General features: G+C 72.9%; 21 protein-coding genes. 19 read left to right on the top strand and 2 right to left on the bottom strand.

Annotation, left to right across the window (positions count from 1 at the left end; all coding sequences use genetic code 11):
• Together ABZY91_RS18430 and ftsY are read left to right on the top strand one after the other, a co-directional pair.
• Positions 1-1,949 (top strand): AAA family ATPase (locus ABZY91_RS18430; RefSeq protein ID WP_355403533.1); only part of this gene is annotated, 1,949 nt, incomplete at its 5' end.
• 46 nt (positions 1,950-1,995) lie between these two features.
• Positions 1,996-3,207, top strand: a complete 1,212-nt coding sequence (ftsY, locus tag ABZY91_RS18425; RefSeq protein WP_355403530.1) for a signal recognition particle-docking protein FtsY — start codon at positions 1,996-1,998, stop codon at positions 3,205-3,207.
• Between the two features lie 164 nt (positions 3,208-3,371).
• Here the strand turns inward: ftsY and ABZY91_RS18420 are convergent, their stop codons facing one another.
• On the bottom strand, positions 3,372-4,046 hold the full coding sequence (locus tag ABZY91_RS18420) for a DNA primase (RefSeq protein ID WP_329882874.1): 675 nt from the start codon (positions 4,044-4,046) through the stop codon (positions 3,372-3,374).
• A gap of 579 nt (positions 4,047-4,625) precedes the next feature.
• Between ABZY91_RS18420 and ABZY91_RS18415 the strand changes: the two genes are divergently transcribed.
• From ABZY91_RS18415 to ftsH, 7 genes are all read left to right on the top strand, one after another.
• Positions 4,626-6,080, top strand: coding sequence for a hypothetical protein (locus ABZY91_RS18415; protein WP_329882875.1), 1,455 nt, complete (start codon positions 4,626-4,628; stop codon positions 6,078-6,080).
• A gap of 288 nt (positions 6,081-6,368) precedes the next feature.
• Positions 6,369-7,739 carry an ammonium transporter gene (locus ABZY91_RS18410; protein WP_355403527.1) on the top strand — a complete coding sequence of 457 codons (1,371 nt, stop codon included), beginning with the start codon at positions 6,369-6,371 and terminating at the stop codon, positions 7,737-7,739.
• Positions 7,739-8,077 (top strand): P-II family nitrogen regulator, encoded by a 339-nt coding sequence (locus tag ABZY91_RS18405; protein WP_327681022.1) that lies wholly within the window; start codon positions 7,739-7,741, stop codon positions 8,075-8,077. The genes ABZY91_RS18410 and ABZY91_RS18405 overlap by 1 nt, the downstream gene beginning before the upstream one ends.
• A 119-nt stretch (positions 8,078-8,196) precedes the next feature.
• Positions 8,197-10,698: a [protein-PII] uridylyltransferase gene (locus ABZY91_RS18400; protein ID WP_355403524.1), complete on the top strand. Its 2,502-nt coding sequence runs from the start codon at positions 8,197-8,199 to the stop codon at positions 10,696-10,698.
• Positions 10,699-10,885: 187 nt separating this feature from the next.
• Complete coding sequence (ffh, locus tag ABZY91_RS18395; protein WP_329951698.1) at positions 10,886-12,451, top strand: signal recognition particle protein; 1,566 nt, start codon at positions 10,886-10,888, stop codon at positions 12,449-12,451.
• A gap of 78 nt (positions 12,452-12,529) precedes the next feature.
• Positions 12,530-13,060 carry a GNAT family protein gene (locus ABZY91_RS18390; protein WP_329882878.1) on the top strand — a complete coding sequence of 177 codons (531 nt, stop codon included), beginning with the start codon at positions 12,530-12,532 and terminating at the stop codon, positions 13,058-13,060.
• A gap of 129 nt (positions 13,061-13,189) precedes the next feature.
• Positions 13,190-15,103, top strand: coding sequence for an ATP-dependent zinc metalloprotease FtsH (gene ftsH / locus ABZY91_RS18385; protein WP_355403522.1), 1,914 nt, complete (start codon positions 13,190-13,192; stop codon positions 15,101-15,103).
• A gap of 226 nt (positions 15,104-15,329) precedes the next feature.
• Here ftsH and ABZY91_RS18380 read toward each other — a convergent pair whose 3' ends face one another.
• Entirely contained in the window at positions 15,330-16,157 is an 828-nt protein-coding gene (locus ABZY91_RS18380; RefSeq protein WP_329882880.1) for a methyltransferase domain-containing protein, read from the bottom strand.
• Positions 16,158-16,352: 195 nt separating this feature from the next.
• Between ABZY91_RS18380 and proS the strand changes: the two genes are divergently transcribed.
• From proS to lepB (ABZY91_RS18330), 10 genes are all read left to right on the top strand, one after another.
• Complete coding sequence (gene proS / locus ABZY91_RS18375; RefSeq protein WP_329882882.1) at positions 16,353-17,765, top strand: proline--tRNA ligase; 1,413 nt, start codon at positions 16,353-16,355, stop codon at positions 17,763-17,765.
• 508 nt (positions 17,766-18,273) lie between these two features.
• The gene (locus ABZY91_RS18370; RefSeq protein WP_327681034.1) at positions 18,274-18,852 is read left to right on the top strand and encodes a hypothetical protein; all 579 of its coding nucleotides are present in this window, start codon (positions 18,274-18,276) and stop codon (positions 18,850-18,852) included.
• 372 nt (positions 18,853-19,224) lie between these two features.
• Complete coding sequence (rpsP, locus tag ABZY91_RS18365; RefSeq protein ID WP_329882883.1) at positions 19,225-19,653, top strand: 30S ribosomal protein S16; 429 nt, start codon at positions 19,225-19,227, stop codon at positions 19,651-19,653.
• A 2-nt stretch (positions 19,654-19,655) separates the two neighbouring features.
• Positions 19,656-19,895, top strand: a complete 240-nt coding sequence (locus tag ABZY91_RS18360; protein ID WP_030306741.1) for an RNA-binding protein — start codon at positions 19,656-19,658, stop codon at positions 19,893-19,895.
• 137 nt (positions 19,896-20,032) lie between these two features.
• Positions 20,033-20,626, top strand: coding sequence for a ribosome maturation factor RimM (gene rimM, locus ABZY91_RS18355; protein WP_355403518.1), 594 nt, complete (start codon positions 20,033-20,035; stop codon positions 20,624-20,626).
• Positions 20,627-20,763: 137 nt separating this feature from the next.
• The gene (gene trmD / locus ABZY91_RS18350) at positions 20,764-21,582 is read left to right on the top strand and encodes a tRNA (guanosine(37)-N1)-methyltransferase TrmD (protein ID WP_329882918.1); all 819 of its coding nucleotides are present in this window, start codon (positions 20,764-20,766) and stop codon (positions 21,580-21,582) included.
• Between the two features lie 154 nt (positions 21,583-21,736).
• Positions 21,737-22,087, top strand: a complete 351-nt coding sequence (gene rplS, locus ABZY91_RS18345) for a 50S ribosomal protein L19 (protein WP_063347674.1) — start codon at positions 21,737-21,739, stop codon at positions 22,085-22,087.
• Between the two features lie 77 nt (positions 22,088-22,164).
• A complete protein-coding gene (gene lepB, locus ABZY91_RS18340) occupies positions 22,165-23,064 on the top strand; it encodes a signal peptidase I (protein ID WP_355403516.1) in 900 nt (299 codons plus the stop codon).
• Entirely contained in the window at positions 23,048-24,103 is a 1,056-nt protein-coding gene (lepB, locus tag ABZY91_RS18335; protein WP_355403514.1) for a signal peptidase I, read from the top strand. The genes lepB (ABZY91_RS18340) and lepB (ABZY91_RS18335) overlap by 17 nt, the downstream gene beginning before the upstream one ends.
• Positions 24,104-24,350: 247 nt before the next feature.
• Positions 24,351-25,355 carry a signal peptidase I gene (gene lepB / locus ABZY91_RS18330; protein WP_355403512.1) on the top strand — a complete coding sequence of 335 codons (1,005 nt, stop codon included), beginning with the start codon at positions 24,351-24,353 and terminating at the stop codon, positions 25,353-25,355.
• Positions 25,356-25,448 lie beyond the last annotated feature (93 nt).

Here is a 25,448-nt window from a genome sequence, read left to right as displayed (position 1 = left end):
GGCTGCTGCGCGCGGAGGACGCCGGCCGGGCCGCCCTGCTGATCGCCGGCGCACCCGAACCCGACCGCCCGGTCGGGGAGTTGCCGCCCGGTGCCCGCTGGGCCGCCGAACTCGTCGACGGACCGGCCGGGTTGCTGCCCGCCGTGGGCGAACTGCTGTCCGGCGTCGCGGTGGTCGACTCGCTGGACGACGCCGTCCGCCTGGTCGCCGCGCACCCCGGGGTGGCCGCCGTCACCGCACAGGGCGACCGGCTCGGCGCGGGCTTCGCGCACGGCGGCTCCGGCGGCGCGCCCAGCCTGCTGGAGACCCAGGCGGCGGTGGACGAGACGGCCCGCGCGCTCGGCGAACTCGCCGTCCGCTGCGCCGAGTCGGCCGAACGTCTGGCCGAACTGACCGAGCAGCGGAGCGAGTCGGCGGCCGAACTCGACCGACTCGCCCTCCGGCAGCGGCAGCGGGAACGCGACCGGGCCGAGGTCGCGGGCACACTCGGCCGGCTCGGCGGCCAGGCCCGGGCGGCCGTCGGCGAGGCCGAGCGGCTCACGGCCGCCGCCGTCCGCGCCGAGGACGGGCTCGACCGGCTGCTCGCCACCGCCGAGGAACTGGCCGAACGTCTCGCCGCGGCCGAGGAGTCGGCCGCCGCGGGGGAGGACGAGCCCGATCCCGCCGAGCAGCAGCGGCTGGCAGCCGGCGCGACCGCCGCCCGGCAGGCCGAACTGGAGGCCCGGCTCGCGGTCCGCACCCACGAGGAGCGGGTCCGCGCCCTGGCCGGCCGGGCCGATCAGCTGGAACGGGCGCCCCGCGCCGCGCGCGTGGCGCGCGCCCGGGCGGCCGAGCGCCGCCGACGGGCCGCGCACGACGAGGGCGTCGCGAACGCCGTCGCGGCGGGCGCCCGGCAGCTGGCGGCCTGCCTGGAGGTGTCGCTGGCCCGCGCGGACGCCGGCCGGGCCGCGGTCGAGCAGGCGCGCGCGTCGCGCGAGGCGGAGCTGAGGGAGCACCGCGAACTCGGGCGCGAACTCAAGGACGAGCTGGACAAGTTGGTCGACGCGGGCCACCGGGACGAGGTGCTGCGGGCCGAGAAGCGGCTGCGGATCGAGCAGCTGGAGTCCCGCGCGCTGGAGGAGTTCGGCATCGAGGGGGGCGAACTGCTGGCCTCCTACGGGCCGGACCGGCTCGTCCCGCCGTCCACGCCCGAGGAGGGGCAGGAGCCGGGGGAGGCGCGTCCGTACGTCCGGTCCGAGCAGGAGAAGCGGCTGCGGGCGGCGGAAAAGGCGTACCAGCAGCTCGGCAAGGTCAACCCGCTGGCGCTGGAGGAGTTCGCCGCCCTGGAGGAGCGCCACACCTTCCTCGGCGAGCAGCTCGACGACCTCAAGCGGAGCCGGCGCGACCTGCTCGACATCGTCAAGGACGTCGACCAACGGGTGGAGCAGCTTTTCACCTCCGCCTACCACGACACCGCGGCGCAGTTCGAAGGCGTCTTCTCCCGGCTCTTCCCCGGCGGGGAGGGCCGGCTCGTGCTCACCGACCCCGACTCCATGCTGACCACCGGCGTCGAGGTGGAGGCCCGTCCGCCCGGCAAGAGGGTCAAGCGGCTCTCGCTGCTCTCCGGGGGCGAGCGCTCGCTGACCGCGGTGGCGCTGCTGGTCTCGATCTTCAAGGCCCGGCCCAGCCCGTTCTACGTGATGGACGAGGTGGAGGCCGCGCTGGACGAGAGCAACCTGCGCCGGCTGATCGGGATCATGGAGGAGCTCCGGGAGAGCTCCCAGCTGATCGTGATCACCCACCAGAAGCTGACCATGGAGTCCGCCGACGCCCTGTACGGGGTGACCATGAAGGGGGACGGCATCTCCCAGGTGATCAGCCAGCGCCTGCGCGGGGGGACGACCCCCGGACGCCGGGCCGGCGAAGGGGTCCGGGAACGGCCGGACGCCATCGGTAGCACAACGGTCTAGCCGCCTGCGGTCCGTCCGGGCCCCCGTCACGGATACTGGACGGGTTATGGAATACGTGATTCTTGCCGTAGTCATCGCGGTGGTCGCCGTCGGAGCGATCGCCGGACTCGTCGTTTCCGGCAGACGACGCCAGCAGCTGCCCCCGAAGTCGCAGGCGCCGGTCATCACGGCGCCCCCGACCCCGCGCGAGCCCGCCGTCGGCGAGGAGGCCGCGCCGCCGACCGAGGAGCCCCGTCGCACCGTCGAGGAGGTGGAGCTCCCCGAGGTCGAGGTCGAGGCCGAGGCCGTCCCCGGACCCTCGGTGGCCGAGGAGGTTCCGGCCCTCGACGTCCCCGAGCCCACCGCCGGCCGGCTGGTCCGGCTGCGCTCCCGGCTCTCCCGTTCGCAGAACTCGCTCGGCAAGGGCCTGCTCTCGCTGCTCTCGCGCGAGCACCTCGACGAGGACACCTGGGAGGAGATCGAGGAGACCCTGCTGATCGCCGACGTCGGCGTCGCCCCCACCCAGGAGCTGGTCGAGCGGCTGCGCACCCGGGTGAAGGTGCTCGGCACCCGCACCCCGGACGAGCTGCGCGGGCTGCTCCGCGAGGAGCTGGTCGAGCTGATCGGCAAGGACGCCGACCGCACGGTCCACTCCACCAGGCACGAGGAGGGTCCGGCCGTCGTCCTGGTGGTCGGCGTCAACGGCGTCGGCAAGACCACCACCACCGGCAAGCTGGCCCGGGTGCTGGTCGCCGACGGCCGCACGGTGGTGCTCGGCGCGGCCGACACCTTCCGCGCCGCCGCCGCAGACCAGCTGCAGACCTGGGGCGAGCGGGTCGGCGCGCGCACCGTGCGCGGGCCCGAGGGCGGTGACCCGGCCTCGATCGCGTTCGACGCGGTCAAGGAGGGCATCGCCGAGGGCGTCGACACCGTGCTCGTGGACACCGCGGGCCGGCTGCACACCAAGACCGGCCTGATGGACGAGCTGGGCAAGGTCAAGCGGGTGATCGAGAAGCACGGTCCGGTGGACGAGGTGCTGCTCGTCCTGGACGCCACCACCGGTCAGAACGGGCTCGTCCAGGCCCGTGTCTTCGCCGAGGTGGTCGACATCACCGGCATCGTGCTGACCAAGCTGGACGGCACCGCCAAGGGCGGCATCGTGGTCGCGGTCCAGCGCGAGCTGGGCGTCCCGGTGAAGCTGATCGGGCTCGGCGAGGGTGCGGACGACTTGGCGCCGTTCGAGCCGGGTGCGTTCGTGGACGCGCTGATCGGGGACTGACCCCCGGCCCGCCCGGTCCTTCCGAGAAGGGTCCGCTCCGTGAGGGGCGGGCCCTTCGGCGTGTCCGGGACGTGTCCGGTGACCCCGCTCGCCGCTCCCGCCTGCCGACCGTGGGCCGGGCCCGGCCCGGCCGGCTCGTGGTCCGTGCCGGGGCCGGCGGACGATCAGCCGGCCATCCAGGCGGGTTCGGCGGTGCGCTCCCGGCCGCGGTGGCAGGCGTAGGCGAGGGTGCCGAGCAGCAGTCGGGCCTCGGGCGGGCAGCCGGCGTTGTCCCGGGTGGGGCGGCGCAGCCAGCGGACCGGGCCGAGGGCGCCCAGCACGGTGGGCGGGGCGGCGACGAAACTGCCCTCGCCGTGGCAGGTGAGGTCGAGCGCGGCGTCGTCCCAGCCCATCCGGTACAGCAGGTCCGGCAGCCTGCGGGCGGTGCCGGCCGCGACCAGGAACTGCAGCCGACCGGTGGGTGCGGCGAGGACCGGGCCCACCTGGGTGCCCATCCGTTCCAGCCGGACCAGCGCCTGCAGCCCGGCCTGCTCGGGGACGTCCAGCACGTCGAAGGCGCGGCCGGTGGGGAACAGGACGGAGACGTCCGGGCCGGGGCGGGCGGAGGGTCCGCCGCCGGGTACGGGGTGCAGACCGGGAGCGGCGCAACGCGGGGTGCCGCAGTGGCAGTCGGCCGGGGTGGTGGCTGCGCGGGCCGGCTCGCCGACGACGACGGCCCAGCCCCACCGGCCGGTGTACTCCGCGGCCGCCTGGCCCGCGGTGACGCGGGTGCGGCGGCGCACGCCCAGCGGTGCCAGCCGAAGGTGCCCCAGTCGAAGTTCGCCGAACAGGTTGTCCATGCCTCCCCCAACAGGTTCTCGTCGCCGATGGTTACGGGACGGTGACTTTGTGTTGATTGTCTGGTGCGTGGTGCGTTGTGCGGTGGCGGCGCGCAGCGCGCGGAGTGCGCCTGTTGCGGTGGTGTGCCTCGGGCGCCGCCTTGTGGCGGGCGGTACCGATGCCGGATCGTCGTGCGGGCGGGGTGGGCGTCGATCGGCGCGCACGGCAAACTCGCCTGTGGCTGGGGCGCATTGTCGTGAAGGGCCGGGTGCCGGTGGGGACTTGGCGGCCCGCATATGCCGGACCGTCGGGACTACCTAGTCAAGCGCGTGCCGACTCGGTTCGGTTCACTCCTGGGGGTGGCGAAAGGTGGCGTTTCGCCAGGGCCGCTCCCCCGGACGGTACGCGGGGCATTACGTTCAGCACACGGACCTCGTCGGGGAGTCCGCTCCGGGCGCTGGGGAGCCGGGAGTTGGGGAGCTGACGGTGGGTCCGGCGGCGGTGGCGCCGCAGGTTCGGCACCGGTAAGAGCCCGCAACCGTCGGGCGGTCACGATCGGGGGCCCCGCAGCAGGGGCCGGGCGGGATGGGGACGTTCCCATGGCAGAGAAGCAACCCAACGAGAAGCTGACCACGTGGTTCGCCCGGAGCGGTTGGTCCAAGGGCGAGTTGGCGCGTCAGGTCAACCGACGGGCTCGCCAGATCGGCGCCCACCACGTCTCCACCGACACCTCGCGGGTGCGCCGCTGGCTCGACGGCGAGCAGCCCCGCGAGCCGATCCCGAAGATCATGTCGGAACTGTTCTCCGAGCGCTTCGGCTCCGTGGTCTCCATCGAGGACCTCGGCCTGCGCGCGGCCATCCCGGTCTCCACCGTCGGCGGCGGCGTCGACCTGCCCTGGAGCGCCCCCCAGACCGTCCAGCTGATCAGCGACTACTCGCGCAGCGACCTCATGCTCAACCGGCGGGGCTTCCTGGGCACCTCGCTCGCCCTGACCGCCGGCGCCGCGCTGATCGAGCCGATGCAGCGCTGGCTCGCCCCCGGCCCGAACGGCACGCCCACCCCGATCCTCACCGCCGCCAACGGCGGCGAGCCCTTCACCGGCCGGCTCTCCGAGCCCGAGCTGGAACTGCTGGAGCAGACCACGGTCATGTTCCGGCAGTGGGACGCGCAGAACGGCGGCGGGCTGCGCCGCAAGGCCGTGGTCGGCCAGCTCCACGAGGTCACCGACCTGCTCCAGGAGACCTACCCGGAACAGACCACCCGGCGGCTGTTCCGGCTCACCGCCGAGCTGGCCCACCTGGCCGGCTGGATGTCCTACGACGTCGGCATGCACCCCAGCGCGCAGAAGTACTACGTGCTGGCGCTGCACGCCGCGAAGGAGGCCGGCGACCGCCCGTTCGGCGCGCTGATCCTCACCGACATGAGCCGCCAGATGATCCACCTCAACCGCGGCGAGGACGCGCTGGAGCTGATCCACCTCGCCCAGTACGGCAGCCGTGACACCGCCACCCCGCGCCAGCAGTCGCTGCTGTACGCGATGGAGGCGCGCGCCTACGCGACCATCGGTGAGGTGAACCGCTGCGCCCGGGCGGTCCGGCTGGCCGAGGACACCTTCACCGACATCCGCGAGGGCGACGGCGACCCGGACTGGCTGAAGTTCTTCTCGCCGGCCGAGCTGAACGCGGAGAACGCGCACTCCTTCCGCGACCTCGCCTACCACTCCGACCAGTCCGAGCTGTACGCCTCGATGTCCGCGCCCGTGATGGAGCGGGCGGTCGACCTGTTCCGGCAGGACGGCGACCACGTCCGCTCGTACGCCTTCAACCTGATCGGCATGGCCAGCGTGCACCTGCTGCAGAAGGAGCCGGAGCAGGCCGCCGTCTTCGCCGAGCAGGCGGTCGACATCGCCACCAAGGTCCGCTCCGAGCGGCTGAACTCCCGGGTCCGCAAGACCACCGAGGCCGCCGCCGTCCGGTTCCAGGGCGTCGACGCGGTCAGCCGGCTCCAGGAGCGGGTGGTTCAGGACATTCCCGAGTACGTCTCGGTGGTCTGACCCGCCGCTCCCGTCACGCTCCGCCGACCGTACCGGCCGCCGCCGGTACGGTCGGTGGCGTATCCGGCACGCCCCGTGCGGAGCGGCCGTACGGTAACCCGTCCGGCGGTCCGGCGTGGCCGGGGTTCACGCGGGCGTAACCCCGGTGTCGCCCTCGTCACCGCCGCGAAACAACCGGCCGCATCGGCCGAAACCAGCCTTCGGCACTCTCCTTCTCATCGCCGACGCCCCGGGTACACGGGACAGGAAACCCGGGTGCGGAGCGGCTTCCACTCAGAGGAGACGCCGATGCCGGACGGCTTCAGCGCGGGCGACACCGCCTTCGTGCTCATCAGTGCGGCCCTGGTCATGGTGATGACCCCGGGGCTGGCCTTCTTCTACGGAGGGATGGTCCGGGCCAAGAGCACCCTCAACATGCTGGCGATGAGCTTCCTCTCGCTCGGCATCGTCAGCGTGCTCTGGGTCCTCTACGGGTACTCGCTCAGTTTCGGCCCCGACGCGGGCGCCGGACTGATCGGCAACCTGGACTTCCTCGGGATGCGCGGCATCGGCGTCACCGATCTCGCCGGAACGATCCCGGTCACCGCGTTCTCGTCCTTCCAGCTGATGTTCGCCATCATCACCCCGGCCCTGATCAGCGGGGCGATCGCGGACCGCGCCCGGTTCGCGGCCTGGGGCCTGTTCGTCGGACTCTGGGTGACCGTCGTCTACTTCCCGGTCGCGCACTGGGTGTTCTTCTTCGACGGCGGCAACGGCGGCTGGCTCGGCGACCGCAACGGCGTGATCGACTTCGCCGGCGGCACCGCCGTCCACATCAACGCCGGCGTCGCGGGCCTGGCGCTCTGCCTGGTGCTCGGCAAGCGGGTCGGCTTCCGCAAGGACCCGATGCGCCCGCACAGCCTGCCGCTGGTGATGCTCGGCTCCGGGCTGCTCTGGTTCGGCTGGTTCGGCTTCAACGCGGGCTCGGCCCTGGCCGCCAACGGCGTCGCGGCGATGGCCCTGATCAACACCCAGGTCGCCACGGCGGCCGCGCTGGTCGGCTGGCTGATTTACGAGAAGCTGCGGCACGGCGCGTTCACCACGCTGGGCGCCGCCTCCGGCGCGGTGGCCGGTCTGGTCGCCATCACCCCCGCCTGCGGTTCGGTCTCCCCGCTCGGCGCGGTGGCGATCGGCCTGATCGCCGGTGCGGCCTGCGCCGCCGCGATCAGCCTCAAGTACCGCTTCGGCTTCGACGACTCGCTCGACGTGGTCGGTGTGCACGCCGTCGGCGGGGCGATCGGCTCGCTGCTGGTCGGCCTCTTCGCCACCGGCACCGTCGGCCAGACCGCCAAGGGCCTGTTCTACGGCGGCGGTCTGGAGCAGCTCGGCAAGCAGGCGATGGGCGTGGCCGTGGTCGGCGCGTACTCCTTCGTGCTCTCCTGGCTGCTCGCCAAGGCGATCGACCGCACCATCGGCTTCCGGGTCGCCGAGGAGGTCGAGGTCGCCGGCATCGACCAGGCCGAGCACGCCGAGTCCGCGTACGACTTCAGCGCCCTGGGCGCCGGCCTCGCCCGGACCTCGCACGCCCCGGCCGCCTCGGTCGTCGCCGCCGCCCCCGCCGCCGGTGCCGCCCCCGCCGTCGCTCCGAAGAGCACCGAGAAGACCGAGGTCGACGCCTGATGAAGCTCATCACCGCCGTCATCAAGCCCTACCGCCTGGACGAGGTGAAGGCCGCGCTGCAGGCCTTCGGCGTGCACGGCCTGACCGTCACCGAGGCCAGCGGCTACGGCCGCCAGCGCGGCCACACCGAGGTCTACCGCGGTGCGGAGTACACCGTGGACCTGGTGCCCAAGGTCAGAATCGAGGTCCTGGTGGAGGACGACGACGCCGACCAGCTGATCGACGTCCTGGTGAAGGCCGCCCGGACCGGCAAGATCGGCGACGGCAAGGTCTGGGCGGTCCCCGTCGACACCGCCGTCCGGGTCCGGACCGGTGAACGCGGCCCCGACGCCCTCTAGGCACGCCCTAGCATTCGGATGATCACGTAGGCGGGCCTGCGACCACCCCGGTCGCAGGTCCGCTGACGGCGTATCGGCGCCGCTCGCTCCACCCGCACGACCACGGACGGGGACTTCGCATGGCTACCGGAACCGACGACCTCCGCGACCACTCCCACGACGACTCCGGCGGTGGCACCCTCGACCACGCCGCCGCCCGGGCCCGGCTGCTGGCCGGTCCCGGTCCCGGCGGCCGGGACCGGCGCGCCGCGCTGTCCGCGCTCACCGACGACTGGCTGGCCGGCCTGCTGGAGGCCGCCGGAGCCCCCGGCGGCGTCGCCCTGGTCGCGGTCGGCGGCTACGGGCGCGGCGAACTCTCCCCGCGCAGCGACCTCGACGTCCTGCTGCTGCACGAGGGCCCGCTCGACCCGGCGCTGCCCGAGCGCCTCTGGTACCCGGTCTGGGACGCCGGCGCCGCGCTCGACCACTCCGTCCGCACCCCGGCCGAGGCCCGGTCGGTCGCCGCCGCCGACCTCAAGGCGCAGATCGGCCTGCTGGACGCGCGGCACGTGGCCGGTGACCCGGCACTCACCGCCGCACTGCGCTCCGCCGTCCTCGCCGACTGGCGGGCGAGCGCCCCGAAACGCCTACCCGAACTGCGCGAACTCGGCCGCGAGCGGGCCGAACGGCACGGCGAGCTGTCCTTCCTGCTGGAGCCGGACCTCAAGGAGGCCCGCGGCGGCCTGCGGGACGTGGTCGCGCTCAACGCCGTCGCCGCGACCTGGCTGGCCGACGCGCCCCGGGACGGTCTGGACGCCGCCGCGCTCCGGCTGGCCGACGTCCGCGACGCCCTGCACCTGGTCACCGGCCGGGCCACCGAACGGCTCAGCCTGCAGGACCAGGACCAGGTCGCCGAGCGGCTCGGCGTCCTGGACGCGGACACCCTGCTGCGCCAGGTCTACGAGGCGGCCCGGACCATCGCCTACGCGGGTGACGTCACCTGGCGGGCGGTGGACCGGGTGCTGGCCGGCCGCTCGGCCCGGGGCCGGCGCCCGCACCGGCTCCCCTTCCCGTTCGCCGGCCCGTTCGGCGGGTCCGGGCGCGGTGCGGGCGCGGTGGCCCGGGGCGCGGTCGACCGCCGGCCGCTCGCCGAGGGCGTGGTCGAGCAGGACGGCGAGGCGGTGCTCGCCCAGGGCGCGCGCCCCGCCGCCGACCCGGTGCTGCCGCTGCGCGCCGCGGCGGCCGCCGCCCAGAACGGCCTGACCGTCTCCTACGCGACCGTGCGCAGGCTGGCCGCCGAATGCCGCCCGCTGCCGGTGCCCTGGCCGGACGAGGCGCGCGAGCAGCTCGTCACCCTGCTCGGTGCGGGCGAGGCCTGCCTGCCGGTCTGGGAGGCGCTGGAGGCCGAGGGGCTGATCACCCGGCTGCTGCCGGACTGGGAGCGGGTCCGGTGCCGTCCGCAACGCAACGCGGTGCACCGCTGGACGGTGGACCGGCACCTGGTGGAGACGGCGGTGCGGGCCGCCGCCATGACCCGCCGGGTGGCCCGGCCCGACCTGCTGCTCGTCGCCGCGCTGCTGCACGACATCGGCAAGGGCTGGCCCGGTGACCACAGCGAGGCCGGCGAGGTGATCGTCCGCGACGTGGCGGCCCGGATGGGCTTCGACCCGGAGTCGGTGGAGACCCTCGCGGTGCTGGTCCGCCACCACCTGACCCTGGTGGACACCGCGACCAGGCGGGACCCGGACGACCCGGCGACCGTCGACGCGATCACCAAGGTGGTCACCACCCTGCCGCAGCTGGAACTCCTGCACGCGCTGACCGAGGCCGACGCACTGGCCACCGGCCCGGCCGCGTGGAGCCGCTGGCGGGCCTCGCTGGTGGACGGCCTGGCCGAGCGGGCCGCCGCCCGGCTCGCCGGGGCCCGTCCTCCCGCGGCCTTCGGCCGGGGGTACACCCACCCCGCCGAGGCCGAGCCGACCGCCGAACAGGAGCGGCTCGCCGTGGAGGCGGCCCTGACCGGCGGCCCGGCGCTCTCGCTGCTCGCCCAGGCCGAGGTGGACGAGACGGGGGCCGAGCCGATGGGCGTGCGGCTGCTGCTGGCCGTTCCGGACCGGCCCGGTCTGCTCGGCACCGTGGCCGGGGTGCTCGCGCTGCACCGGCTGGCCGTCCGCTCGGCCGGACTGCGGGAGCTGGACCCGATCGGCGCCGGGCCGGTGCTGCTGCTCTCCTGGACGGTGGCGGCCGAGTTCGGCGAGCTGCCGGAGGCCGCCCGGCTCCGGGCCGACCTGCGCCGGGCGCTGGACGGTTCGCTGGACGTCGCGCGCCGGCTCGCCGAGCGGGACGCCGCGGCGCCGCGCCGGCGGGGCATCCCCACCCCTCCGCCGCTGGTCGCGGTGGCGCCGCCGGTGGCCTCGTCGACGGCGACGGTGCTGGAGGTGCGCGCGCACGACGCGCCGGGGCTGCTGCACCGGATCGGCCGGGCACTGGACGGTGCCGGGGTACGGGTCCGGACGGCGTACGTGTCCACGCTCGGGGCGGACGCCGTCGACGCCTTCTACCTGACCGACGAGGCGGGTCGTCCGCTCGCCGCGCAGCGGGCCGGCGAGGTGGCGGCGGCCGTCCGGGCGGCGCTGGGCTGAGGCTCGGAGGGGGCCGGTCCGGGGCCCGGGAGGGGCCCGGGCGGGGCGTGGACGGGGCCGGTCCGGCGCTGGTCCGGGGCTCGGGCGGGGTTCGGCGAGCCCGGGTGGAGACCGCTCCCGGGGCGGCCGGATACCCTTGGGGGCGACGACCGTACTGATACCGATGCCGCAGAGGACCCGCGACGACGTGTTCGACACCCTTTCCGATCGCCTCGCAGCGACGTTCAAGAACCTCCGGGGCAAGGGCCGCCTCAGCGAGGCGGACATCGACGCCACCACCCGCGAGATCCGCATCGCGCTGCTGGAGGCGGACGTCGCGCTGCCGGTCGTCCGGGCCTTCATCAAGCAGATCAAGGAGCGCGCGCTCGGCTCCGAGGTCTCCGGTGCGCTGAACCCGGCCCAGCAGATCATCAAGATCGTCAACGAGGAGCTCATCGCCATCCTCGGTGGCGAGACCCGACGGGTGCGGTTCGCCAAGAACGGCCCGACGGTGATCATGCTGGCGGGTCTCCAGGGCGCCGGCAAGACCACGCTCGCGGGCAAGCTCGGCCACTGGCTGAAGCAGCAGAAGCACACCCCGCTGCTGGTCGCCTGCGACCTCCAGCGCCCCAACGCGGTCAACCAGCTGCAGGTCGTCGCCGAGCGCGCCGGTGTCGCGTTCTACGGCCCGCAGCCGGGCAACGGCGTCGGCGACCCGGTCCAGGTGGCGCGGGACTCGATCGAGTACGCCAAGCAGAAGCAGTTCGACGTGGTCGTCGTCGACACCGCCGGCCGCCTCGGCATCGACGCCGAGCTGATGCAGCAGGCCGCCGACATCCGTGCCGCGGTCGACCCGGACGAGGTCCTGTTCGTCGTCGACGCGATGATCGGCCAGGACGCGGTCACCACCGCGCAGGCCTTCCTCGACGGCGTCGACTTCACCGGTGTCGTGCTCTCCAAGCTCGACGGCGACGCCCGTGGCGGTGCCGCGCTCTCGGTCGCGCACGTCACCGGCCGGCAGATCATGTTCGCCTCCAACGGCGAGAAGGTCGACGACTTCGACGCCTTCCACCCGGACCGGATGGCCTCGCGCATCCTGGGCATGGGTGACGTCCTCTCGCTGATCGAGAAGGCCGAGCAGACCTTCTCGCAGGCCGAGGCCGAGAAGATCGCCTCCAAGCTGCAGGGCGGCGGCAAGGACTTCACGCTCGACGACTTCCTGTCCCAGCTGGAGCAGGTCCGCAAGATGGGCTCGATCTCCAAGCTGCTCGGCATGCTGCCGGGCATGGGCCAGATCCGCGAGCAGATCAACAACATCGACGACAAGGACGTCGACCGGGTCGGCGCGATCATCAAGTCGATGACCCCGGCCGAGCGGACCGACCCGAAGATCATCAACGGTTCGCGGCGCGCCCGTATCGCCAAGGGTTCGGGTGTGCAGGTCGGCGAGGTCAACAACCTGGTCGAGCGGTTCTTCGAGGCCCGCAAGATGATGTCCGCGATGGCCTCCGGCAAGGGCATCCCCGGGATGCCGGGCATCCCGGGGATGGGCGGCGGCGCGAAGAAGTCCGCGAAGAAGGCCCCGGCCGCCAAGGGCAAGCGCAAGAGCGGCAACCCGCTGAAGCGTGCGCAGGAGGAGGCCGCGGCCGCCGAGCGGCGCGCGCTCGGCCCCGGCGCGGGCCAGGCGCCCGCCGAGGGCGGTGCGTTCGGCCTCGGCGCGGGCAAGGGCCCGTCCGACTTCGAGCTGCCCAAGGAGTTCAAGGACCTGCTGTAGGCCCTTGTCGTCCGCTTCGACGGCCCGCCGCCCGGAACCTCCGGGCGGCGGGCCGTTCGCATGCCCGATGATGGTCGGATGCGAGTGACGATCAGGGCCCCGCGGTCCGGTGACGAGGTGGCGTACGCCCAGGCGGTCCGGCGGTCCGCCGACCACATCGGGCGGTGGAACCCGGTCGAGCCGGACGGGCTGCCGGACCTGCTGGAACGCCAGGGGCCGGGTCTGCGGACCTTCCTGGTGGTCGACCGGGAGACCGGCGGGCTGGTCGGCAAGGTCAACGTGGCCAACATCGTGATGGGCCGGTTCTGCAACGGCTCGCTCGGCTACGACTCCTACCTGCCGTTCGCCGGCACCGGGAGGATGACGGAGGGCATGCGGCTGGTGCTGGACCGCTGCTTCGCCCCGCAGACGGAGGACGGTCTCGGCCTGCACCGGCTGGAGATCAACGTGCAGCCGGACAACGGGCGCTCGATCGGGCTGGCCAAGCGGCTGGGCTTCCGGCACGAGGGGTTCACCCCCCGGATGCTGTTCCTCCAGGGCGAGTGGCGGGACCACGAGCGGTTCGCGCTGACGGCGGAGGAGTGGCCCGGTCCGGGCTCGGAGGGGTAGCCGGTCCGGGGCGGGCGGGCGGGTGCGGAGGATCGGCCGGCCGGGTACGGAGGGGCGGCCGTCCGTGCGGCGTGTGCGGCGCGGCGTTGCGGTTGAAGGACCCGAGCAGATGTCCGTATTGTCCGATGGGTGACCGATCCCGTGCCGCCGCGCCAGACCCCCGACCAGCCGTGGCGCTCCGAGGGCGCCCCTCCGCCGCCACCCCCGCGCCGCAAGATGCCGGGCGGCTGGTTCGGCCTCGTCCTCACCGCCCTCGTGGTGTTCCTGATCAGCGATCTGCTGCTGTCCTTCTTCGGTCCCGGCGGCGCCACCACGATCTCCTACACCGAGTTCAACAACCAGCTGAACAAGGGCAACATCACCAAGATCTACTCCAAGGGCGACTCGATCGAGGGAACCCTCAAGAACGCCGAGCCCAAGCCGGACGGTGAGAAGGGGACGTACACCGACTTCGACACCCAGCGCCCGGTCTTCGCCGGTGACGACCTCTGGGCCACCCTCCAGCAGCAGGGCGTCGAGGTCACCGCCGAACCGGTCGTCCAGCAGCGCAGCTTCCTCGTCAACCTGCTGTTCTCGCTCGCCCCGATGCTGCTGCTCATCCTGGTCTGGGTGCTCCTCGCCCGGCGGATGGCCGGCGGCCTGGGCGCCGGCCCGCTCGGCCGCAAGACCCCGCCGAAGCCGGTCACCGCGGAGTCCGGCAGGCGCACCACCTTCGCCGACGTGGCCGGTATCGACGAGGTCGAGGCCGAGCTCACCGAAGTGGTCGACTTCCTGAAGAACCCGCAGCAGTACCGCAGGCTCGGCGCCAAGATGCCGCGCGGCGTGCTGCTCAGCGGCGCGCCCGGCACGGGCAAGACCCTGCTCGCCCGGGCCGTCGCGGGCGAGGCCGACGTGCCGTTCTTCTCCGCGTCCGCCTCGGAGTTCATCGAGATGATCGTCGGCGTCGGCGCCAGCCGGGTCCGCGAGCTGTTCGCCGAGGCCCGCAAGGTCGCTCCGGCGATCGTCTTCATCGACGAGATCGACACCATCGGCCGCCAGCGCGGCGGCGGTGGCGGCACGGGCGGCCACGACGAGCGCGAGCAGACGCTCAACCAGATCCTCACCGAGATGGACGGCTTCACCGGCTCCGAGGGCGTCATCGTCATCGCCGCCACCAACCGGGCCGACGTGCTCGACCCGGCCCTGCTGCGCCCCGGCCGGTTCGACCGGCGGATCACCGTCAGCCCGCCGGACCGCGACGGCCGCGCCGCGATCCTGCGCATCCACACCAGGGCCGTCCCGCTGGCCGAGGGCGCCGACCTCAACCGGCTCGCCAAGGTCACCCCGGGCATGACCGGCGCCGAACTGGCCAACCTGGTCAACGAGGCCGCGCTGCTGGCGGTCAAGCGCAGGCAGGACGCGGTCGGGGAGCGCGACCTCTCGGACGCGCTGGAGAAGGTCCAGCTGGGCGCCGTCCGACCGCTGGTCATGCCGCAGGCGGAGCGCGAGCGGACGGCGTACCACGAGAGCGGCCACGCCCTGCTCGGCATGCTCCAGCCGGGCGCGGACCCGGTCCGCAAGATCACCATCGTGCCGCGCGGCCGGGCCCTCGGGGTCACCCTCTCGACCCCGGAGACGGACCGGTACTCCTACACCGAGCCCTACCTGCGCGGCCGGATCATCGGCGCGCTCGGCGGGATGGCCGCCGAGCAGGTCGTCTACGGGGTCATCACCACCGGGGCGGAGAACGACCTGGAGCAGGTCACCAACATCGCCCGCGGCATGGCCGGCCGCTGGGGCATGAGCGAACGGGTCGGCCGGCTCACCGCCGTCCCGGCCGACCCGCAGGGTGCGTACGGGCTCTCCGCCGCGCCGACCACCCTGGACGCGGTCGACGAGGAGGCCCGGCGGATCGTCTCCGAGTGCTACGACGAGGCGGTGCTGCTGCTGACCGAGCAGCGGTCCCGGCTGGACGCGCTGGCGGAGGCCCTGCTGGCGGCGGAGACGTTGAACGAGGAGGAGGCGTACCGGGCGGCGGGGGTGCCGCGGAAGTCGCTGGACTGAGGGGTGGGGGCGGGGGCTGCGGCGCGGGTGTGCGCCGACGAGGTGTGGGGGCCGGCCAGGTGTGCGCCGGCGAGGGGTGCGCGGACCGGGGCGCGGGCCGACCGGGGTGCGCACCGACCGGGGGGGCGGGCCGACCGGGGCGCGCGCCGGGTCGTGCGCGCCCCGGTCCGTCGGTTCCGCCGCGGTCCCGCCGCCGTTCCGCGCTCGTTCCGCCGCCGGTGACCCGTCAGCGCGGCCGCTCGGCGACGAGGTAGCGGAACACGTTCTCCATCCGCACCGTGCCGTCCGGCCGCAGGTACGGGTGCAGCGCCTCCTCCAGCTCCTTCGCCACCAGCGGCAGGCCGGAGAACTCCGCGGCCGCGTCGTACAGACCGGTGGAGAGCAGCCCGCGGACCGCGCTGTCCAGGTCCGGGTAGGCGAACGGGCAGCCGACCCGGCCGCCGCCGGCCGGCCGCAGACCGGTCCCGGCCAGCAGGTCCTCCAGCGCTCCGGGCGGACTCAGCTCGAACGGGTCCCGCGCCGTGCTGCGCCGGGCCATCCGGCGCGCCACGTCCAGCACCGCCGCGCTCCCGCAACGCTCCCGCGGCCCCCAGGAGGCCAGCACCACGTGTCCGCCGGGGAGCGTCAGCCGGGCCGCCTCGGCCACCGTCCGGTAGGGATCGGCGGATCCGGGGAGCCCCTCGAAAACAGTGACCAGCGAATAGGCCGAGCGGGCGACGGCCACCGCCGTCCGGGGCCCGCTCCCCACCCGCAGCCGACGGCCGCGGGCCAGCTCGCGCAGCTCGCTCTCCGGCTCCAGGCCGGCGACCTGCGCACCGCGTCCCGCGGCGAGCAGCAGCGCCAGTCCCGACCGGCAGCCCAGCCCCAGCACGCTGGTGGCGGGACCGACCTCCAGACGGTCGTGGACGGCCTCGTAGAGCGGCACCAGCATCCGTTCCTGGATCTCCGCCCAGTCGCGCGCCCGGGCGGCGGCGTGCTCGGCCACCGAGCGCGGGTCGTGCGGTGGTGCGCCCGTGGGTCGTACGGTCGTGCCGGTCACCCGCGCTGAAGCCATCGCGGTCTCCTATCCGGTCCTTCGGTGTGCTGCTCCGGCCCCCCAAAGTCCCGCCCCACTCCAGCGAACAGCGGCTCGGGCGCGGCGTCCAGAGGGGTGCGGGGTGGTGCGCGCGTGTCGGGGTGGTGCGCCCCCGGGTGAGACGCCGCGCTATCGATTCGAAGTCGAAGGCCGGATCGCCGTACCATTCGCCCCATGGCTAAGGCACCCGTTCTCACCCCTCAGGCGGAAGACTTCCCGCGCTGGTACCAGGACCTCATCAGCAAGGCCGAACTGGCCGACAACGGTCCGGTGCGCGGCACCATGGTCATCCGACCGTACGGCTACGGCCTGTGGGAGCGGATGCAGCAGGAGATGGACGCGCGGATCAAGAAGGCCGGCGCCCAGAACGCCTACTTCCCGATGTTCATCCCGCAGTCCTACCTGACCAAGGAGGCGGAGCACGTCGAGGGCTTCGCCCCCGAGCTCGCCGTGGTGACCCACGGCGGCGGCAAGCAGCTGGAGGAGCCGGTCGTCGTCCGTCCGACCTCCGAGACGATCATCAACGAGTACTTCTCGAAGTGGGTGCAGAGCCACCGCGACCTGCCCCTGCTGATCAACCAGTGGGCCAACGTGGTCCGCTGGGAGCTGCGCCCGCGCGTGTTCCTGCGCACCACCGAGTTCCTCTGGCAGGAGGGCCACACGGCCCACGCCACGTACGAGGACGCCCGCGAGTACGCCTCGATGATCCACACCCAGGTCTACGGCGACTTCATGACCAACGTGCTGGGCATCGACGTCGTGCTCGGCCGCAAGACCGCCAAGGAGCGCTTCGCCGGCGCCATCAACACCCTCACCCTCGAAGGCATGATGGGTGACGGCAAGGCGCTGCAGATGGGCACCAGCCACGAGCTGGGCCAGAACTTCGCCAAGGCGTTCAACACCACGTACCAGCTGCAGGGCGCCGAGCGCGAGTACGTCTGGCAGACCTCCTGGGGCGTCTCGACCCGCATGGTCGGCGGCCTGATCATGTCGCACGGTGACGACAACGGTCTGCGGGTCCCGCCGCGGCTGGCCGCCGTCCAGGCCGTCGTCCTCGCCATCAAGGGCGACGACGCGGTGCTCGCCAAGGTCCGCGAGATCGGTGCCCGGCTGGAGGCCGCCGGCATCCGGGTGGTCGTCGACGACCGCACCGACACCCCGTTCGGCCGCCGCGCCGTGGACTGGGAGCTCAAGGGCGTGCCGCTGCGCATCGAGGTCGGTCCGCGCGACCTGGAGAACGGCACCGCGATGCTGGCCCGCCGGATCCCGGGCGGCAAGGAGCCGGTCGCGATCGACGGCCTGGTGGAGCTGCTCCCGGGCATCCTCGACGAGGACCAGGCGCAGTTGCTGCGCGAGTCGCGCGAGCGCCGCGTGGCCCGCACGGTCGACGTGAAGAACCTCGACGAGGCCGTCGAGGCCGCTGCCACCGGCTGGGGCCGCATCTCCTGGGCCGAGCTCGGCCCGGCGGGCGAGGCCAAGCTGGCGGAGCAGGGCGTCTCGGTGCGCTGCATCGTGGCCGCCGACGGTTCGGTGCCGCAGACGGACGATCAGGACGGCAACATCGCGATTGTCGCGCGCGCCTACTGACGGACGACTACGGACGACCACGGACGACTGTGCGCAACCGGCGCGGTACCTCGGTGGCGTTGTCGGCGTGGGTGATGTGTCGTACGGGATGTGTCGTGAGAGATGTCGTAATACGACATCCACTGACGCGGACTGACGGCTGTTGACCGGCGCTGCGGTGAATTCGCGGGGCCGCTGACCGGGCTTGTTCCGCGCATGTCTCACATGTCGGCATCGCTACTGGTCGGTCAACTGCCGGTATTAACGGAATAGCGGTACGGTGTACGGCCCGTGGCCCTGTCAACTCGACAGGTCCGCGGGCCGTACGTCCTGGGGGCGACAGCCCGTCCCCGGACGGAATTGACGAGGCTCGCCGAGCTCGGCGGCCCCAAACCAGCAGGGGGTTGGTCTTGCGTCAGATCCGGAACGCGCATTTCGCGCGGGCTCGCACATTCCTGAGAGTTTCCTGGGAATTCCCGGGGAACGGGAACACGCGGAACATCAGCTCCTACTCCATCGTTGGTCTAGCGTGAGCACGACACAGCCCCTCGTTCTCGCGGCCGAACTGGCCGCCGCCTGGAGTGACATCCAGGCCTACCATCAGGACCTCCCCGACCTCGCCTCTCCCGAGGCGTTGATCGGCGAGTCCTCCTCGGCCTGTGGTACCCGGCTCGGTTTCGAGCGGCTCCTCCACGAGGCTGCCCATGGTCTGGCCGCGGCCCGGGACATCCGGGACACCTCGCGGGCCGGCCGCTACCACAATCGGCGCTTCCTCCTCCTGGCCTCCGAGCTGGGCCTGGCGCACCCGGTCGAACCGCACGCCAGTAGCGGCTTCTCCCAGGTGACCATGCTCAAGGAGACCCAGGAGCGGTACGCCGAGACCATCGAACGCCTGGATCGCGCCCTGGGAGCGCACCAGGAGGCGGTGGCCGGTGAGGGAGCCTCGCGCGCCTTCCGCGGGCCGGCCGCCCGGCACGGCTCCTCCGGGGGTGGCGTCCGGGTCAAGGCGGTCTGCGGCTGCGGCCGCAACGTCCGGGTCGTTCCGTCCGTCCTCGCGCAGGCGTCCATCGTCTGCGGGGCCTGCCAGCAGCCGTTCAAGATCGCGTAGTCCGGGGAGCTGGAACAGCTCGGGGAACCCGGGGAACCGGTCGGTGGCTGTGCGGGCAGCGTGCCGGGCCGGAGCGATCGACGGCGTTCGACAATGATTCGCCAGTGATGTGGAAGTGGTTGGGCTGACCGGGAGCGGGGGCTCCCGGTCGACCTGTTTCCGGGCCCCTTCGCGGCGGGCACCGAAGGGGCGGCCGGTCCCGGCTCGTGCGAGGCGGTCTGCGCCGGTATGGCACAATGGACAGCTGAGTACTCGGCAGCCGAGCAGGACCCCTCTCTCCTACGGCTGGCGTGTCCCTTGAACGGCCCACCTCGCAACCCCACGCGACGGCAGGGCCGCTCACCCACGTCAACACCAGGAGAATCCACTCCCGTGGCAGTCAAGATCAAGCTCAAGCGTCTCGGCAAGATTCGCTCCCCGCACTACCGCATCGTCGTCGCGGACGCCCGCACCAAGCGTGACGGCCGCGCGATCGAGGAGATCGGCATCTACCAGCCGACCTACAACCCCTCGAAGATCGAGGTCGACACCGACCGCGCCCAGTACTGGCTGTCCGTCGGCGCCCAGCCGACCGAGCCGGTTCTCGCCATCCTCAAGCTGACCGGCGACTGGCAGAAGTTCAAGGGCCTGCCGGCTCCGGCGCCGCTGCTCGTCGCCGAGCCGAAGGTCGAGGACTTCTCGCACCTGTTCGCCAAGGCCGTCGCCGGCTTCGAGGACGCCACCACCGGTGTCGCCATCACCCCGAAGGCCAAGAAGTCGGACAAGGTCGAGGCTGAGGCCGACGCCGCCGCCGAGGCCTGAGCGTGATCGAGGACGCCCTCGACCACTTGGTGAAGGGCATCGTCGAGCACCCCGACGAGGTGCAGGTGCGTTCGCGCAACCTGCGTCGGGGCAACACCATCGAGGTGCGTGTGCACCCCGATGACCTCGGCAAGGTGATCGGCCGGGGCGGCCGCACGGCGCGCGCACTGCGCACCGTGGTCGGCGCCCTCGGCGGTCGCAACGTCCGGGTCGACCTCGTCGACGTGGACAGCATTCGCTGACGCAGCTGTTCGTTGTTCGGACAGCCGTCGGATTCGAGGCCGGCCGGGACGCATGTCGTCCCGGCCGGCCTTCGCCGTTTTCTCGTGCTGCCCACCGCGGCAGCCTTCCCAAGCACTCACCCAGGAGAACGATCACCGTGCAGCTCGTCGTCGGCAAGATCGGCCGCGCCCACGGCATCAGGGGAGACGTCAGTGTCGAGGTCCGCACCGACGAGCCGGAGCTCCGGCTCGGGCCCGGTGCCGTCCTGCTCACCGACCCCGCGTCGACCGGGCCGCTGACCGTCGAGTCCGGCAAGGTGCACAGCGGCCGGCTCCTGCTGCGGTTCGCCGGCGTGAAGGACCGCAACGCCGCCGAGGCGCTGCGCGGCACCGTCCTCATCGCCGAGGTCGACCCGGAGGAGACCCCGGACGACCCGGAGGAGTACTACGACCACCAGCTGATCGGCCTGGACGTGGTGCTGCTCGACGGCACCCCGGTCGGTGAGCTCACCGAGGTCGTCCACCTGCCCTACCAGGACCTGCTCACGGTCAGGAAGGCCGACGGGACGGAGGTGCTGGTGCCCTTCGTCACCCGGATCGTGCCGGTCATCGACCTGGAGAACCAGCGCGCCGTGATCGACCCTCCGGGCGGGCTCATCGACCCGGCGGGGGCCGAGGTCGCCGGGAGCGAGGCCGAGGAGCCCGTCGACGGCCCGGAGGCGTCGGCCGAGGACCGGGAGGAGTCGGAGTGACCACCGAGGAGCCGACCGTTCCCGTCGGTGCCGATGCCGATGCCGATGCCGGTGTCGAGGTCGAGTCCGGTGCCGAGGGCGGTGCCGGGGTCGAGGCCGCCGGTGTCGTCGCCGGGGTCGCGCCGGTGCAGAGCGGGATGCGGATCGACGTCGTCTCGATCTTCCCCGAGTACCTGGAGCCGCTGAACATCTCGCTGGTCGGCAAGGCCCGCGCTCGCGGCCAGCTCGACGTGCACGTCCACGACCTGCGCGACTGGACGCACGACGTGCACCGGACCGTCGACGACAGCCCGTACGGCGGCGGCCCGGGCATGGTGATGAAGCCCGAACCGTGGGGCGAGGCGCTCGACGCGGTGATCGGCCGGGGCCCGGCGGGGGAGGTGCCGACCCTGGTGGTGCCCACGCCGAGCGGTCGGCCGTTCACCCAGGAGCTCGCGCAGGAGCTCGCCGGTCGTCCGTGGCTGGCGTTCACCCCCGCCCGCTACGAGGGCATCGACCGTCGGGTGATCGACGAGGCCGCCACCCGGATGCCGGTCGTCGAGGCGTCGATCGGCGACTACGTGCTCGCCGGGGGCGAGGTCGCGGTCCTGGTCATGGTCGAGGCGATCGCCCGGCTGCTGCCGGGTGTGCTCGGCAACGCCGAGTCCCACCGGGACGACTCCTTCGCGCCCGGCGCGATGGCCGACCTGCTGGAGGGCCCGGTGTACACCAAGCCCGCCGAGTGGCGCGGACGGGCGGTGCCGGACGTGCTGCTGAGCGGCAACCACGGCCGGATCGCCCGCTGGCGGCGCGAGCAGGCCTTCGCCCGCACCCTGGCCAACCGGTCGGACCTCGTGGAGCGCTGGCGGTACGGGGCCTTCGACAAGAAGGACCGGGAGGCGCTCAGCGTCCTCGGCCTGGCCTGGGACGAGGGGCTCGGCCGATTTCGGTCCGCGGCCGGTGATGTGGAAGAATAGGCCGCTGTTGTCTGTCGCTGGGCTCCTCCCGTAGGGGTCACGTGGTTCGGCGCCCCCGCCACGGGGGGACCGCCGGTCGCCGATGCGGCCCGCAGCACACCCCATTGTGACGAACTTCCGTGGGCGGCCCGTGGCGCCTGCGATGGAGAGCAACATGAGCAACAAGCTCGCTGCTGTCGACGCGGCTTCGCTGCGTAGCGACATTCCGGCCTTCCGCGCCGGTGACACCCTGAAGGTGCACGTCCGGGTCATCGAGGGCAACCGCTCCCGTGTCCAGGTCTTCCAGGGCGTCGTCATCCGCCGCCACGGCGCCGGCGTCGGTGAGACCTTCACCGTTCGCAAGGTCAGCTTCAACGTCGGTGTCGAGCGCACCTTCCCGGTGCACACCCCGGTCGTCGAGAAGATCGAGGTCGTGACCCGCGGTGCGGTTCGCCGCGCCAAGCTGTACTACCTGCGTGACCTCCGCGGCAAGGCCGCGAAGATCAAGGAGAAGCGCGACCGCTGATCCACCGTCCTCCGGCTCCGCCGGGGGATCGGATCGCTCTGGGGGGCCGGCCTGCCGCACGGTAGGCTCAGCCCCCGATGAGCACGCACGAACCACCCGCGGACCGCGACGGCTGTCCCGCACCCACCGGTGCGGACTCGCCGACGCGGTCCGCGGTCGTTTCCGCGGGGGCTTCTGCGGACAGGTCCGCGGACCGGGTCGCCGCGGACGCGGCAGACGCCGGGGAGCGTGCTGCCGGCACTGCCGGCACTGCCGGCACTGCCGGGGACGCCGGGATCGCCGAGGACGCGGAGGAACCGGCCCGGTCGCGGTCCCGGGACCTCCTGCTGCTCACGGGTGTCTGCCTGTTCGTCCTGCTGCTGGTCAACGCCTTCGTGGCGCGTCCGTTCTCGGTGCCGTCCGCGTCGATGGAGAACAGCCTGCGCCCCGGCGACCGCCTGATCGTGAACAAGCTGTCCTACGCGTTCGGCGGCCACCCCGAACGGGGCGACGTGGTGGTGTTCGACGGCACGGGTTCCTTTCTGCGCAAGCCGGTCGAGCGGGACGGGTTCTGGACCGGGCTTCGCTCCTTCGGCCGAACCGTCGGTCTGGTGCCGGCCGGCGACACGGTCTACGTGAAGCGGGTCATCGGTGTCGGCGGCGACCGGGTCACGAGTGCCGGCCCGGGGCACCCGATCACCGTGAACGGCGTGCCGGTCGACGAGTCCGCCTACCTGGCGCCGGGGGACGAGCCGTCCGCGGTGGCCTTCGACGTGGTGGTCCCCGCCGGCAAGCTCTGGGTGATGGGTGACCACCGAACCGCTTCCCGGGACTCGCGCGACCACCTCGGCGAGCCCGGCGGCGGGTTCGTTCCGGAGGGCAGGGTGATCGGGCGGGCCGCCTGGGTGGTCTACCCGGTCGGGCACTGGAGCAGCCTGGACCGGCCGGCGGCGTTCGCCGCGACAGGGGGGACGGGTGGTCATGGGGACCAGAGGTAGGGGCCGGCTGGTCGACCGTCCGGCCCCCGGGTCCACCGGATCCCCAGGGTCGGGGAAAGAGGCAGGGGCAGGGGAAGCACCGGAGCCGTCCTGGCCGGAGCCGGTCGGCGCCGAGTCGGCGGGGCCCGAACCCGCCGGTCCTCGCCGGACCGGTCCTGAGCAGGTCGGTCCTGCGCAGGTCGGGCCGGCGGTCCGGGGCCGGGCCGAGCGTCGGCGCACCGCCCAACGGGCGGCCCGTCGCCGCAGACGTTCCCATCTGCGGGAGATCCCGCTGATCATCGTGGTGGCGCTGGTGGTGGCGCTGGTGATGAAGACCTTCCTGGTCCAGGTCTTCGTGATCCCCTCCGGTTCGATGGAGCAGACCATCCAGATCGGCGACCGGGTGCTGGTGGACAAGCTGACCCCCTGGTTCGGCGCCGAGCCGGAGCGCGGCGAGGTGGTGGTGTTCAAGGATCCGGGCGGCTGGCTGGAGAACGGCCACCACGGCCCGTCCTCGGACGGGCCCGTCCTGCGCGGGGCCAAGCAGGTGCTGACCTTCGTCGGACTCCTGCCGTCGGACAGCGAGCAGGACCTGATCAAGCGCGTGATCGGAGTCGGTGGCGACACGGTGGAGTGCTGCGACGAGCAGGGCAGGGCCAGCCTCAACGGCAAGGCGTTGGACGAGCCCTACCTCGCGCCGGGCAACCCTGCCTCCCGGCAGCCGTTCAAGGTGAAGGTGCCGCAGGGGCGGCTCTGGGTCATGGGTGACCACCGGGACGTGTCCGCCGACTCCCGGTTCCACATGGGGAATCCGGGCCAGGGAACCATCCCGGTGAGCGGAGTGGTGGGGCGGGCGTTCATGATCGCCTGGCCGCTGGGCCGGGTCCATCAACTTGATGTGCCGGTTTCACTCTCCTCGGTGGCGCAGGGCCCGGGGGCCCGCGGAACTGTGCCGAACTCCGTGGATGTTGGGCCGGGTCCTGAGGAACCTCCGCTCGTTATGGGTGTGTTGGGCATCCTTCCGCTCGTCGGCCGCAGGGTGGGGCGGGACCGACCGTAGGTCGGAGCAGGCCGATGACCGGCCGGGTCGCGCGTGTGGGACCGCGAGCCGGATGCCTGGGAGTGATAGAGAAGAGTGCTGGTGCGGCCTGTCCGTGTTGACTGGTCGCATTCGAAGGCTGTGCTGGTGTCAGGTGCGCCCGGACGGGGTGGTCCTGACGTTCACGGTCGGTGGTGGAGCGTGGTGCCCGCTGTGCGGCACTGTGAGCGCGGACGCACGGGCGTCCGCACAGCAGGGAGGAGACGTTGTGGGGGATTTGGTGATCGGCGCCCGCTCAGGCGCCGGAGAGCCCGAGGGCTCCGGCGGCAGGGCGGCCCGGTCCGCGGAGTCGACTGCGCCTTCGGCCTCGGCCGAGGATGCGACGGCCCAGTCCGCCGACGAGCACGGCGACGGCGCGGGTGACGCCTCCGAGGACACCGGAGGTGGGACCACGCCGGCCGACGAGACGGAGGAGCAGTCGGGCCGGACCGAGCGCAAGCAGCGCTCGTTCTGGAAGGAACTGCCGATCCTGATCGGTATCGCCCTGGTCCTGGCGCTCGTGATCAAGACCTTCTTCGTTCAGGCGTTCTCCATTCCGTCGGAGTCGATGCAGAACACGCTTCAGGTCGGGGACCGCGTCCTGGTGGACAAGCTCACCCCGTGGTTCGGTGCCGAGCCGGAGCGCGGCGAGGTCGTGGTGTTCCACGACCCGGGCGGCTGGCTGGCCGACGAGCCCACCAACGAGAGCAGCAACTCCTTCGTCCGGGGCATCCAGGAAGTGCTCAGCTTCGTCGGCCTGATGCCCTCCGACAACGAGAAGGACCTGATCAAGCGGGTCATCGCGATCGGCGGCGACACCGTCGAGTGCGAGGGCGAAGGCCCGGTGAAGGTCAACGGGATCGCGCTCGACGAGCCGTACGTCTTCCCCGGGAACACCCCCTGCGGCACCAAGCCGTTCGCCCCCGTGAAGGTCCCGGAGAACAGCATCTGGGTGATGGGTGACCACCGCGCGGACTCGCTCGACTCGCGGTTCCACATGGACCAGCCGGGCGGCGGCACCGTCCCCGTCGACGAGGTGATCGGGCGTGCCTTCGTGGTGGCGTGGCCGATCGACCACTGGTCGACGCTCCCGGTGCCGGCCACCTTCGACCAGAAGGGCCTTGCGTCGGCTGCGCCGGTGGTGCCGGCCGCTGCCGGGGCCGTGGGCGCCGTCGCCCTGCTCCCGCTGGTGCGCCGACTGCGGAACCGGGCGGAGCGCGACAAGCGGTCCTGACACCGAACCTCTTGTTCCCGGGTCTTGCGCGGGCCGTGGTACCGACGAGTAATCTGCTCGGACGTGCCACGGCCCGCCGGGTTTTCCGCCCGT

This window comes from Kitasatospora sp. NPDC002965, assembly GCF_040611255.1.
In the GTDB taxonomy this organism is placed as follows: Bacteria; Actinomycetota; Actinomycetes; order Streptomycetales; family Streptomycetaceae; genus Kitasatospora.
This window is presented reverse-complemented; position numbering and strand designations above follow the sequence as displayed.